This is a genomic window from Leclercia sp. J807 (assembly GCF_009734465.1).
Lineage (GTDB): Bacteria > Pseudomonadota > Gammaproteobacteria > Enterobacterales > Enterobacteriaceae > Enterobacter.
Map to the genome: position 1 here is coordinate 3033617 of NZ_CP046446.1, position 11918 is coordinate 3045534.

The 11918-nt window shown below is 55.1% G+C and carries 13 protein-coding genes, 1 pseudogene and 1 other annotated feature; of the genes and pseudogenes, 9 read left to right on the forward strand and 5 right to left on the reverse strand.

Features of this window, described 5'->3' with window-relative positions; translation table 11 throughout:
* Positions 1–28: 28 nt before the first annotated feature.
* From GNG26_RS14590 to GNG26_RS14605, 4 genes and pseudogenes are all read right to left on the reverse strand, one after another.
* Positions 29–1387: an APC family permease gene (locus GNG26_RS14590; protein ID WP_197080100.1), complete on the reverse strand. Its 1359-nt coding sequence runs from the start codon at positions 1385–1387 to the stop codon at positions 29–31.
* Positions 1377–1439, reverse strand: coding sequence for a membrane protein YoeI (gene yoeI, locus GNG26_RS22845; protein ID WP_138370007.1), 63 nt, complete (start codon positions 1437–1439; stop codon positions 1377–1379). The genes GNG26_RS14590 and yoeI overlap by 11 nt, the downstream gene beginning before the upstream one ends.
* 159 nt (positions 1440–1598) lie before the next feature.
* Positions 1599–2584 (reverse strand): annotated as a pseudogene (locus GNG26_RS14600) (LysR family transcriptional regulator).
* A 40-nt stretch (positions 2585–2624) separates the two neighbouring features.
* A complete protein-coding gene (locus GNG26_RS14605; protein WP_156239266.1) occupies positions 2625–3449 on the reverse strand; it encodes an SDR family oxidoreductase in 825 nt (274 codons plus the stop codon).
* 174 nt (positions 3450–3623) lie between these two features.
* Here GNG26_RS14605 and hisL point away from each other — a divergent pair, with 174 nt between their 5' ends.
* The 9 genes from hisL (at position 3624) to hisIE (ending at position 10840) form a co-directional block, all read left to right on the forward strand.
* On the forward strand, positions 3624–3674 hold the full coding sequence (gene hisL, locus GNG26_RS14610; RefSeq protein ID WP_001364200.1) for a his operon leader peptide: 51 nt from the start codon (positions 3624–3626) through the stop codon (positions 3672–3674).
* Positions 3650–3773 (forward strand) — a sequence feature (His leader region). It overlaps the preceding gene by 25 nt.
* Positions 3774–3818: 45 nt before the next feature.
* Positions 3819–4718 (forward strand): ATP phosphoribosyltransferase, encoded by a 900-nt coding sequence (gene hisG, locus GNG26_RS14615; protein WP_103180189.1) that lies wholly within the window; start codon positions 3819–3821, stop codon positions 4716–4718.
* A gap of 5 nt (positions 4719–4723) precedes the next feature.
* Entirely contained in the window at positions 4724–6028 is a 1305-nt protein-coding gene (hisD, locus tag GNG26_RS14620; RefSeq protein WP_156239268.1) for a histidinol dehydrogenase, read from the forward strand.
* Positions 6025–7086 carry a histidinol-phosphate transaminase gene (gene hisC / locus GNG26_RS14625; RefSeq protein WP_156239269.1) on the forward strand — a complete coding sequence of 354 codons (1062 nt, stop codon included), beginning with the start codon at positions 6025–6027 and terminating at the stop codon, positions 7084–7086. The genes hisD and hisC overlap by 4 nt, the downstream gene beginning before the upstream one ends.
* Complete coding sequence (gene hisB / locus GNG26_RS14630; RefSeq protein WP_103822481.1) at positions 7083–8150, forward strand: bifunctional histidinol-phosphatase/imidazoleglycerol-phosphate dehydratase HisB; 1068 nt, start codon at positions 7083–7085, stop codon at positions 8148–8150. The genes hisC and hisB overlap by 4 nt, the downstream gene beginning before the upstream one ends.
* Positions 8150–8740 carry an imidazole glycerol phosphate synthase subunit HisH gene (gene hisH / locus GNG26_RS14635; RefSeq protein ID WP_103180193.1) on the forward strand — a complete coding sequence of 197 codons (591 nt, stop codon included), beginning with the start codon at positions 8150–8152 and terminating at the stop codon, positions 8738–8740. The genes hisB and hisH overlap by 1 nt, the downstream gene beginning before the upstream one ends.
* Positions 8740–9477, forward strand: coding sequence for a 1-(5-phosphoribosyl)-5-[(5-phosphoribosylamino)methylideneamino]imidazole-4-carboxamide isomerase (gene hisA / locus GNG26_RS14640; RefSeq protein ID WP_156239271.1), 738 nt, complete (start codon positions 8740–8742; stop codon positions 9475–9477). Before hisH ends, hisA begins: the two co-directional genes overlap by 1 nt.
* The gene (gene hisF, locus GNG26_RS14645) at positions 9459–10235 is read left to right on the forward strand and encodes an imidazole glycerol phosphate synthase subunit HisF (RefSeq protein ID WP_156239273.1); all 777 of its coding nucleotides are present in this window, start codon (positions 9459–9461) and stop codon (positions 10233–10235) included. Before hisA ends, hisF begins: the two co-directional genes overlap by 19 nt.
* Positions 10229–10840, forward strand: coding sequence for a bifunctional phosphoribosyl-AMP cyclohydrolase/phosphoribosyl-ATP diphosphatase HisIE (hisIE, locus tag GNG26_RS14650; RefSeq protein WP_156239274.1), 612 nt, complete (start codon positions 10229–10231; stop codon positions 10838–10840). The genes hisF and hisIE overlap by 7 nt, the downstream gene beginning before the upstream one ends.
* 42 nt (positions 10841–10882) lie before the next feature.
* Here hisIE and wzzB read toward each other — a convergent pair whose 3' ends face one another.
* Complete coding sequence (wzzB, locus tag GNG26_RS14655; RefSeq protein WP_156239276.1) at positions 10883–11863, reverse strand: LPS O-antigen chain length determinant protein WzzB; 981 nt, start codon at positions 11861–11863, stop codon at positions 10883–10885.
* Positions 11864–11918 lie beyond the last annotated feature (55 nt).

Below are 11918 nucleotides of genomic sequence, written 5' to 3' on the forward strand. Positions count from 1 at the left end.
CGTTACGCTTGCCGGGCCTGGAAAGTTGTTACGCGACGTCTTCGTACTGAGGAACCGGGTTACGGAAGCTTTTGGTTACGCATGCCAGGTAAACCAGGCCAATACCACCCCAGATCAGACCCAGAACCATGGAGCTCTCTTCCAGGTTGATCCACAGTGCCCCCACGGTCAGCGCGCCACATACCGGCAGCAGCAGGTAGTTGAAGTGGTCTTTCAGCGTTTTGTTGCGCTTCTCACGGATCCAGAACTGAGAGATCACGGAGAGGTTAACAAAGGTAAAGGCCACCAGCGCACCGAAGTTGATCAGCGCAGTTGCGGTCACCAGGTCAAAGTTAATCGCCAGCAGCGCAATCGCACCGACCAGCAGCACGTTCCATGCTGGGGTACGCCATTTCGGATGAACATAACCGAAGAAGCGCGTCGGGAATACACCGTCGCGGCCCATGACATACATCAGACGAGAAACGCCTGCGTGCGCCGCCATGCCGGATGCCAGTACGGTAACGCTGGAGAAGATCAGCACGCCCCACTGGAAGGTTTTACCCGCAACATACAGCATGATTTCTGGCTGTGACGCATCCGGATCTTTGAAGCGAGAGATATCCGGGAAGTAGAGCTGCAGGAAGTAAGACGCACCGATAAAGATGATGCCGCCCAGCAGCGCCGTCAGGAAGATAGCACGCGGGATGACACGCTCTGCGTCTTTTGTCTCTTCAGACAGAGAAGAGATACCGTCGAAGCCCAGGAACGAGAAGCAGAGGATCGTCGCACCGGTGATCATTGGCACAACGTGCGCGCCCTCAGACCAGAACGGACGTGAGCTTACCAGCGTACCCGCACCTTCACCGTGAGAAACACCGTAGATGATCAGACCGACGATTACCGCAACAATACCCATCTGCAGGATAACGATCAGGGTGTTGAAGTTAGCAACGGTCTTGATGCTGCGCAGGTTAGAGATGGTCATAAAGGCCACCAGCGCCACAACGAAGATCCACGACGGCACGGAAGGCACCAGCGCTTCGAAGTAAATTTTTGCCAGCAGAATGTTGATCATCGGCATGAACAGGTAGTCCAGCAGCGATGACCAGCCCACCATAAAGCCAACAGCCGGGCTAATGGATTTCTGAGCATAGGTGTACGCAGAGCCAGCAGACGGGAAGCGGCGAACCAGCTTACCGTAGCTCAGCGCGGTAAAGAGGATTGCAACCAGCGCAAAGGCATACGCCGTTGCAACGTGACCGTCAGTGAGGCCTGATACGATACCGAATGTATCAAACAGCGTCATCGGCTGCATATAGGCAAGGCCCATCATAACAACCGGAATCAACGTAAGCGTTTTACGTAATTCCACGCGAGAGGTTTTTGGAGTTGCGTTATGCGACATAGTTATTCTCCTTTACGGTGAATACCGCCACGTAAGCGAATGATTGCCCCATTTCTTTATTCCTCAGCGACAACAACTGTCGGATTTTAGTAAATATCTATCCGGTACGAAGCCCGGCCTCTTGGATTTAATGGTTTTCTTACATGCAAAAAAAAATAATCGACGCCTTTTATATCGTCGATTATTCCATGTTTGCTGCGGCGCATTTTCCCTAAATGATAGCTAAAATGCAAGAGATCGAAAGACATCCTAAAGTTAAATTTTTATTTAATCGGCTGATTTGTCAGCGGCACCCTGCGCATAAACGGCAGCGATAGCACTATTTGATAAAATTTCTTGTCGCCACCATGCACTGGCAAGCCCGGCGGTCTGCTCATTCCAGCCAATCCATACGGAATCATAACTGGATTGCGCAATAACCTGTTTCTCTACCAGCGCACCGCTTTCAATAAAACGCTGGGCTAAATAACGTGGCAGATAGCCACAACCTAAGCCGCTAATTTGCAACTCAAGCTTGGTTTTAAAATCAAAGACGGTAATGGCTTCCTGATCGTCCAGTAACTGGGAAGAGGCCGCACAGCCCGGTAATGAATCGTCCCCCACCACAATAGCGCGATAATTTTTGATCACCCGGCGGTTAACCGGCTCCGGCTCCTGGGCCAGCGGATGGTGTGGGGCGATGACGAACACCTGTTCCAGTTGTCCGAGACAGGCAAAGCCAAAATCGCTGAGCTGCGGCGGCTCATGCAGCGCACCGACGACAATATCTGCCCGTCCCTGGATCAGCGACTCCCATGAACCGGCCAGCACGCCATTGATAAACTTCAGACGGGTCACGCTATGTCGCTCGTAAAAAGCTTCAATAAGCGGCGCCAGCAGGGAAAACGGAAAGGTATCATCCACCCCAATAACCAGCTCATTTTCCCAACCCTGATGCAGTTTGACGGCCTGCTTTTCCAGCTCGCGTACTGAATGCAGTACTTCCCTCCCCTTTTCCAGGAGCATTTTTCCGGTGCGGGTAAAGCGCGCCCGGTGGCCGGTACGGTCAAGGATTTGAATATTAAGGTCGCTTTCCAGCTTGTGAACGGTATAACTGAGGGCGGAGGGCGTTTTAAAGAGCTTCGCCGACGCCGCAGCAAAGCTCCCCTCTTTTTCCAGTGCATCAAGGATTATAAGGACATCCAACAGCGGTTTCATGCTCACCCCCTTGTGGTGCGCTTACGCTCCGCCAGCGGCGTTACTCCATTGGCATAACCAGCGGATCGGGAAAGAGATACTCAAATCCCAGTTCATGACAGATGCGGTTCCCATCAATCAATTTGCCCTTCCCCTCTCCGGGGGCATCGTGAAAGTGCGGCGGTGCCAGGCCAAGCTGACGGGCCATCGCCGGATAGAATGTACTGCGTGTTGGATGAGAGGGCGCACATATATTATAGATGTGCCCGCCCTTCGGGGCCTGTAATAACAGGGTAATTGCGCCGATCACGTCTTCAAGATGCACCAGATTGACGCCATGTTGCCCGTCTGGGGCTGATTTACCGGCAAAAAAGCGCCCCGGATGACGACCAGGCCCAACCAATCCTGCAAGGCGTAATATATCTACCTGAGTGCCGGGTAAATTATGCAGCCAGTCCTCCAGCTCTTTTAAAACACGCCCGCTGGAGGTTACCGGCTGGCGCGGCATATTTTCTTTGACGGCGCCTTCGACATCGCCATATACCGAGGTTGAGCTGGTGAAAATAATGCGCGGAATATGGTGTGCCAGCGCGCTGTCGACAATTTCCTGCACCGCTTGCAGATAATAGGTTTCACCCGGACCGGTGCGACGTGCCGGCAGCGTTAATACCAGCGCATCCACATTCATCAGAGCGTCCAGGTCATCGGCGTCGCATACCAGTTCCGGCTCAAGGCGCAACTCAACGCTCTCAATACCGCACATCCGCGCCGCCTCGACGCCATCTGCGGTAGTTTTGCTGCCAGTGACGTGCCAGCCCCGCGCCTGTAACGACATAGCCAGCGGCATTCCAAGCCATCCCAGACCGACAATTGCGACCTTTTTCATGCGTTTTCTCCTGACTATTACGCCTCTGCTGTAAGGCTACGCCAGCCACGCTGAACTGACAATTGATAGCGCTAATATGAAATCATTTAATGATTAAAAAAAGCCCTTGCTTTATATAGCGCAAGTGGTTTAGGTTAAACGACATCACATGAATAAGCATTCATCGAGAATTTTATGACACGCGTTCAATTTAAACACCACCATCATCACCATCATCCTGACTAGTCTTTCAGGCGATGTGTGCTGGAAGACAGTTAGATCTTCCAGTGGTGCATGAACGCAAGAAAAAGCCCCCGGAAGATCATCTTCCGGGGGCTTTTTTTTGGACCGTATTCAGGCAAGTTACAACAGGATCATGAGGAACCGACAATGTTAGATAATTCACGTTTACGCATAGCTATGCAGAAATCAGGTCGTCTTAGCGACGATTCACGCGAACTGCTGGCGCGCTGCGGCATTAAAATTAACCTGCACACGCAGCGTTTGATTGCGCTGGCAGAGAATATGCCGATTGATATTCTGCGCGTGCGTGACGATGACATTCCGGGCCTGGTGATGGACGGCGTGGTGGATCTGGGCATCATTGGCGAAAACGTGCTGGAAGAAGAGCTGCTGACCCGCCGCGCCCAGGGCGAAGATCCGCGCTACTTCACGCTGCGCCGTCTGGATTTTGGCGGCTGCCGCCTGTCGCTGGCGACCGCGGCTGACGAACCCTGGGACGGCCCGGCTTCCCTGAACGGCAAGCGTATCGCCACCTCCTACCCTCACCTGCTGAAGCGCTACCTCGATCAGAAGGGCGTGCAGTTTAAATCCTGTCTGCTGAACGGTTCTGTTGAAGTCGCGCCGCGTGCCGGTCTGGCTGATGCAATTTGCGATCTGGTTTCCACGGGCGCCACGCTTGAAGCGAACGGCCTGCGTGAAGTGGAAGTGATCTATCGCTCCAAGGCCTGTCTGATCCAGCGCGACGGCGAAATGCCTGAAGCCAAGCAGCAGCTGATTGATCGTCTGCTGACCCGTATTCAGGGCGTGATCCAGGCCCGTGAATCTAAGTACATCATGATGCATGCACCTACTGAACGCCTGGATGAAGTAATTGCCCTGCTGCCAGGCGCTGAACGCCCAACTATTTTGCCGCTGGCAGGGGATCAGCAGCGCGTGGCGATGCACATGGTCAGCAGCGAAACCCTGTTCTGGGAAACCATGGAAAAACTGAAAGCGCTGGGTGCCAGTTCAATCCTGGTGTTGCCGATTGAGAAGATGATGGAGTAACAACCATGAGCTTTAACACCGTGATCGACTGGAACACCTGTAGCGCAGAACAGCAGCGCGACCTGCTGATGCGCCCGGCCATCTCCGCGTCACAGAGCATTACCCGCACCGTGGCGGAGATTCTGGACAATGTAAAAACCCGTGGTGACGAAGCCCTGCGGGAGTACGGCGCGAAATTCGATAAAACCGAAGTCGGCGCGCTGAAGGTGAGTGAGCAGGAGATAGCCGAAGCCGCAGCGCGTCTGAGCGATGAGTTAAAGCAGGCGATGGCTGTCGCAATGCAGAACATTGATACCTTCCACACGGCGCAAAAGCTGCAAACCGTCGATGTGGAAACCCTGCCCGGCGTGCGCTGCCAGCAGGTGACCCGTCCGGTCGACTCGGTGGGCTTGTATATTCCGGGTGGCTCCGCTCCGCTCTTCTCTACCGTGTTGATGCTGGCGACCCCTGCCCGTATCGCCGGTTGCCGTAAAGTGGTGCTCTGCTCTCCGCCACCGATTGCCGATGAAATTCTGTATGCCGCGCAGCTGTGCGGCGTGCAGGAGATTTTCAACGTCGGCGGGGCGCAGGCTATCGCGGCGCTGGCGCTGGGGACGGAGTCCGTTCCGCGCGTGGATAAAATCTTCGGGCCGGGCAACGCCTTTGTCACTGAAGCCAAGCGTCAGGTCAGCCAGCGGCTGGACGGCGCAGCCATCGACATGCCGGCCGGTCCGTCGGAGGTACTGGTGATTGCCGACAGCGGCGCGACCCCGGATTTTGTCGCTTCCGATCTGCTCTCCCAGGCCGAGCACGGCCCGGATTCGCAGGTGATCCTGCTGACGCCGGATGCAGATATGGCAAAACGCGTGGGTGAAGCCGTTGAACGTCAGCTTGCGGATCTGCCCCGGGCAGAGACTGCCCGCCAGGCGCTCTCTGCCAGCCGCCTGATTGTCGCCCGGGATCTGGACCAGTGCATCGCCATTTCTAATCTCTATGGCCCGGAGCACCTGATCATTCAAACCCGCAACGCCCGTGAGCTGGTCGACAGCATCACCAGCGCCGGTTCGGTATTTCTTGGCGACTGGTCCCCGGAGTCCGCAGGGGATTACGCTTCCGGAACGAACCACGTGCTGCCGACCTACGGCTATACCTCCACCTGTTCCAGTCTGGGACTGGCGGATTTCCAGAAGCGCATGACTGTGCAGGAGCTTAGCCGCGAGGGCTTTGCCTCTCTTGCCGCGACGATTGAAACCCTGGCCGCCGCTGAACGCCTGACCGCCCACAAAAATGCCGTGACGCTGCGCGTTGCCGCCCTGAAGGAGCAAGCATGAGTATTGAAGAGTTAGCCCGCGACAACGTTCGCGCCCTGACCCCGTATCAGTCTGCCCGCCGCCTGGGGGGCAATGGCGATGTCTGGCTGAATGCCAATGAATTTCCGACGCCTGTCGCCTTTGAGCTGACCCAGCAGACGCTGAACCGCTACCCGGAGTGTCAGCCGAAAGCGGTGATTGAAAACTATGCGGCCTACGCTGGAGTAAAACCGGAGCAGGTGCTGGTGAGCCGCGGGGCGGATGAAGGCATCGAACTGCTGATCCGCGCCTTCTGCGAGCCGGGCAAAGACGCGGTGCTCTACTGCCCGCCGACCTACGGCATGTACAGCGTCAGCGCAGAAACCTTCAACGTTGAGCTGCGTAAAGTGCCAACACTGGAAAACTGGCAGCTTGATTTGCAGGGTATTGCCGATAATCTCGACGGCGTGAAGGTGGTGTTTGTCTGCAGCCCGAATAACCCCACTGGTCAGCTGATTAACCCGCAGGATATCCGTGCGCTGCTGGAGATGACCCGCGGCAAAGCCCTGGTAGTCGCTGATGAAGCCTATATCGAGTTTTGCCCCCAGGCGACGCTCGCCGGCTGGCTGGCAGAGTATCCGCACCTGGTGATCCTGCGAACCCTCTCAAAAGCGTTTGCTCTGGCCGGGTTGCGCTGTGGCTTTACGCTGGCAAATAAAGAGGTGATTGATCTGCTGATGAAGGTGATTGCGCCTTATCCGCTCTCGACCCCGGTGGCCGATATCGCCGCCCAGGCGCTTACCCCTGAGGGTATTACCGCCATGCGCGGTCGCGTGGCGCAGATTATTGCCGAGCGCGACTATCTTGTCAGCGCCCTGAAAAAGATCTCCTGCGTTGAGCAGGTTTTCGATTCGGAAACTAACTATATTCTGGCGCGCTTCACCGCCTCAAGTGCAGTATTTAAATCTTTGTGGGATCAGGGCATTATCCTTAGAGACCAGAACAAACAACCCTCTTTGAGTGGCTGCTTACGTATCTCCGTAGGCACCCGGGAAGAGAGCCAGCGCGTTATCGACGCCCTGAATGCGGAGAAAGTATGAGCCAGAAGTACCTCTTTATCGATCGTGACGGCACCATTATTTCAGAACCACCCTCGGATTTTCAGGTCGATCGTTTCGACAAGCTGGCGTTTGAAGCCGATGTCATTCCGGTGCTGCTTAAGCTGCAAAAAGCCGGTTTTAAGCTGGTGATGATCACCAATCAGGACGGTCTGGGCACCGACAGCTTCCCGCAGGCCGATTTTGACGGCCCGCACGATCTGATGATGCAGATCCTGACCTCACAGGGCGTCGCCTTTGATGAAGTGCTGATTTGCCCGCACTTACCCGCTGATAACTGCGACTGCCGTAAGCCGAAAGTGAAGCTGGTCGAGCAGTATCTGGCCGAAGCGGCGCTGGATAAAGCCAACAGCTACGTGATTGGCGATCGCGCTACCGACATCGAACTGGCTGCTAACATGGGCATTACGGGCCTGCGCTATCACCGTGACACCCTGAACTGGGCGATGATTGGCGAGCAGCTGACCAAACGCGACCGCTTTTCTCACGTTGAGCGCAATACCAAAGAGACGCAGATCGACGTGAAGGTGTGGCTGGATCGCGAAGGCGGAAGCAAGATCCATACCGGCGTGGGCTTTTTCGATCATATGCTGGATCAGATCGCTACCCACGGCGGATTCCGCATGGAGATCGGCGTAAAAGGCGATCTCTACATTGACGATCACCACACCGTGGAAGATACCGGCCTGGCGCTGGGCGAAGCGCTGAAGCTGGCGCTGGGTGACAAGCGCGGGATTAACCGTTTCGGCTTTGTGCTGCCGATGGATGAGTGCCTGGCGCGCTGCGCGCTGGATATCTCTGGCCGTCCGCACCTGGAATATAAAGCTGACTTTACCTACCAGCGCGTAGGCGACCTGAGCACCGAGATGGTTGAGCACTTCTTCCGCTCCCTCTCCTACGCCATGGGCCTGACACTGCATCTGAAAACCAAAGGTAAGAACGATCACCACCGCGTGGAGAGCCTCTTTAAGGCCTTTGGCCGCACCCTGCGCCAGGCCATTCGCGTGGAAGGCGATACCCTGCCGTCGTCGAAAGGAGTGCTGTAATGAATGTGGTGATCCTCGATACCGGTTGCGCCAACCTTAACTCCGTAAAATCAGCCATTGCCCGCCACGGCTACGAGCCACTGGTCAGCCGCGATCCGGATGTGGTACTGCGCGCCAGCAAACTCTTTTTACCGGGCGTCGGTACGGCACAGGCGGCGATGGATCAGATCCACCAGCGTGAACTGGTTGAACTGATCAAAGCCTGTACCCAGCCGGTGCTGGGAATTTGTCTGGGCATGCAGCTGCTGGGCCGCCGCAGCGAAGAGTCCAATGGGGTGGACCTGCTGGGCATTATTGATGAAGATGTACCGAAAATGACCGATCACGGTTTACCTCTGCCGCACATGGGCTGGAACCGCGTCTATCCGAAAGCGGGCGATCGTCTGTTCCGTGGTATTGAGGATGGGGCGTACTTCTATTTCGTGCACAGCTACGCAATGCCGGTGAACACACACACTATCGCCCAGTGTCATTACGGCGAGCCTTTCACCGCCGCGGTGCAGAAAGATAACTTCTACGGCGTACAGTTTCACCCGGAGCGTTCCGGTGCCGCAGGCGCGCAGCTGCTGAAAAACTTCCTGGAGATGTGATGATTATTCCTGCTTTAGATTTGATTGACGGCACGGTTGTCCGTCTGCACCAGGGCGATTACGACCAGCAGCGCGACTACGGTAAAGATCCGCTGCCACGCCTTCAGGACTATGCCGCGCAGGGCGCTGAGGTTCTGCACCTGGTTGACCTCACCGGGGCGAAAGATCCGGCCAAACGCCAGATCCCGCTGCTGAAAAAACTGGTCGCGGGCGTTAATGTCCCGGTGCAGGTTGGCGGCGGTGTGCGTACAGAAGAGGACGTGGCGGCGCTGCTTGACGCGGGCGTTGCGCGCGTGGTGGTAGGCTCCACCGCGGTGAAAGATCCCGAGACGGTAAAAGGCTGGTTCAGACGCTTTGGCGCCGACGCGCTGGTGCTGGCGCTGGATGTGCGTATTGATGAACAGGATCAGAAACAGGTTGCGGTCAGCGGCTGGCAGGAGAACTCTGGCGTGACGCTGGAGGCGCTGGTCGATCTCTATCTGCCGGTGGGCCTGAAGCATGTTCTTTGCACCGATATCTCCCGCGACGGCACCCTGGCGGGCTCTAACGTGTCGCTGTATGAAGAGGTCTGCACCCGTTATCCGCAGGTGGCGTTCCAGTCTTCGGGCGGCATTGGTGATTTGAATGATATCGCGGCTCTGCGCGGTACGGGTGTTCGTGGGGTTATCGTTGGTCGCGCCCTGCTGGAAGAAAAATTTACTGTGATGGAGGCGATTCAATGCTGGCAAAACGGATAATTCCTTGTCTCGACGTGCGGGATGGTCAGGTCGTGAAAGGCGTGCAGTTCCGCAACCACGAGATCATCGGCGATATCGTTCCCCTCGCAAAACGCTATGCGGAAGAAGGTGCTGACGAGCTGGTCTTTTACGATATCACCGCGTCCAGCGATGGCCGCGTGGTGGATAAAAGCTGGGTGGCGCGCGTGGCGGAAGTGATCGACATTCCTTTCTGCGTGGCGGGTGGGATTAAATCGGCAGACGATGCGGCCAAAATTCTCTCCTTTGGCGCCGATAAGATCTCCATTAACTCCCCTGCCCTGGCCGATCCCGAACTGATTACCCGTCTGGCGGATCGTTTTGGCGTGCAGTGCATCGTGGTCGGCATCGACACCTGGTTTGATGAAGCCACCGGCAAATACCACGTTAACCAGTACACCGGTGATGAGAGCCGTACCCGCGTTACCCAGTGGGAGACTTTGAACTGGGTGCAGGAAGTGCAGAAGCGCGGCGCGGGGGAGATCGTACTGAACATGATGAACCAGGATGGCGTGCGCAACGGCTATGACCTCAAGCAGCTGAAAAAAGTACGCGAAGTATGCCATGTCCCGCTGATTGCCTCGGGTGGCGCAGGCACGATGGAGCACTTCCTGGAAGCCTTCCGCGATGCCGACGTTGACGGCGCGCTGGCGGCCTCGGTGTTCCACAAGCAGATTATCAATATTGGTGAGTTAAAAACGTTCCTGGCGAATCAGGGCGTGGAGATTAGGGTATGTTAACAGAGCAACAACGTGCGCAGCTGGACTGGGAAAAAACCGACGGCCTGATGCCGGTGGTGGTGCAGCACGCGGTGTCCGGTGAAGTACTGATGCTGGGCTATATGAATCAGGACGCCCTGGCGAAGACCCTCGACAGCGGCAAAGTGACTTTCTTCTCACGCACCAAACAGCGCCTGTGGACCAAAGGCGAAACCTCAGGTCATTTCCTGAATGTGGTCAGTATCACCCCTGACTGCGATAACGATACCCTGCTGGTGCTGGTTAACCCTATCGGGCCTACCTGCCATCTGGGCACCAGCAGCTGCTTTGGGGATGCCAGCCACCAGTGGCTCTTCCTCTATCAGCTGGAGCAGCTGCTGGCTGAACGCAAAACGGCCGACCCGCAAAGCTCCTATACCGCGAAGCTCTATGCCAGCGGCACCAAGCGTATCGCGCAGAAAGTGGGTGAAGAAGGCGTTGAAACGGCCCTGGCCGCCACCGTGAACGACCGGGTCGAGCTGACCAATGAAGCCTCTGACCTGATGTATCACCTGCTGGTGCTGCTCCAGGATCAGGATCTGGACTTAACGACAGTGATAGAAAATCTGCGCCAGCGACACAAATAAAAAAACCGGGGAAACCCGGTTTTTTTAGCTGTTGAATCTGTATCAGGCTCTGGCGTTATAGTTACGCAGCGCGTTACGGCCTAAGACAACGCCGGAGCCAATAATCCCGCCAAGCAGCACTGCAAGAACCAGTACGATTGAACGTTTCGGGCTATCGCGACGAATCGGCAGATCCGGCTTCATCACGTAACGATAGGCATGGATGGTTTCCGGATCGATTTTAAGTTTCTGAATATCAAGAAGTTTCTGTTTATTCTGATAGTAACTGTCGGGCAGCGACAGAGGACGTGATGACTCACGCGCAACCATGGCTTGCAATGCTTCAGTACCTAACAGAAACATCGTTTCCTGAGTAACATCCTGAGTCTGTTGAATTTTAGGTGTGGTAATGTTTGCTGCCTCGGCATATTTCAGTGCTTCGGCAACCTGCTTGATGCGTAAATCCTTCTGTTCCTGAGCAATCGTCTCCTGGTTACTCAGTACATCGTTCAGGCTGGCGACCTGCTGCTTGATGTTATCGTTGAGGTCAACTTCAAGCTCTTTTTGAATCAGCTCATCAACCTGCTGAATATACTGTGCGACCTGCTTTTGCGCCGCTTCGGCTGAACCACTTACATATTTGATACTTAAGGGAAAATTTTGACCTTTAACTGTAGGCTCTATAGTAAGCTTTTCCGCGTCAACTTTATTTTCCAGTGTTTGGGACAATGCAGAGAAAGAGGCGTTATAACGAGTGATCACACTCTCTTGAATTTCAGTTAATTTCGGTGCGTTACTACCATAGAGGATGTTGAGTGCATTGCTAAAGCCGCCAATTTGGGCTGCATCAGGTTGAGTGATAATCGCAGTAGATGTCCATTTCTCTTTGGCAAAAATCAGGTACACACCAGCAATAATAATGGCGATGGCGACAAACGCAGCGATTAACCATTTTCCACGCCACAGCTGTACCAACAGATCAATTAAATCAATCTGCTCAGGGTCACTGCTTCGCGTGACCACGTTATTGTTGTTCTGCGTCATATAATCCTTAAAAGGCCAAAAAGCGCAAATAATAAAGTTTCAGGTATAGTTTATC

Bases quoted from the DNA above. Each gene is read 5' to 3' on its own strand.
- GNG26_RS14605 (WP_156239266.1), bottom strand. From the start codon at position 3,449: ATGAAAAAGGTCGCAATTGTCGGTCTGGGATGGCTTGGAATGCCGCTG.
- hisIE (WP_156239274.1), top strand. From the start codon at position 10,229: ATGTTAACAGAGCAACAACGTGCGCAGCTGGACTGGGAAAAAACCGAC.
- hisB (WP_103822481.1), top strand. From the start codon at position 7,083: ATGAGCCAGAAGTACCTCTTTATCGATCGTGACGGCACCATTATTTCA.
- wzzB (WP_156239276.1), bottom strand. From the start codon at position 11,863: ATGACGCAGAACAACAATAACGTGGTCACGCGAAGCAGTGACCCTGAG.
- hisC (WP_156239269.1), top strand. From the start codon at position 6,025: ATGAGTATTGAAGAGTTAGCCCGCGACAACGTTCGCGCCCTGACCCCG.
- hisF (WP_156239273.1), top strand. From the start codon at position 9,459: ATGCTGGCAAAACGGATAATTCCTTGTCTCGACGTGCGGGATGGTCAG.
- hisD (WP_156239268.1), top strand. From the start codon at position 4,724: ATGAGCTTTAACACCGTGATCGACTGGAACACCTGTAGCGCAGAACAG.
- GNG26_RS14590 (WP_197080100.1), bottom strand. From the start codon at position 1,387: ATGTCGCATAACGCAACTCCAAAAACCTCTCGCGTGGAATTACGTAAA.
- hisH (WP_103180193.1), top strand. From the start codon at position 8,150: ATGAATGTGGTGATCCTCGATACCGGTTGCGCCAACCTTAACTCCGTA.
- hisA (WP_156239271.1), top strand. From the start codon at position 8,740: ATGATTATTCCTGCTTTAGATTTGATTGACGGCACGGTTGTCCGTCTG.
- hisG (WP_103180189.1), top strand. From the start codon at position 3,819: ATGTTAGATAATTCACGTTTACGCATAGCTATGCAGAAATCAGGTCGT.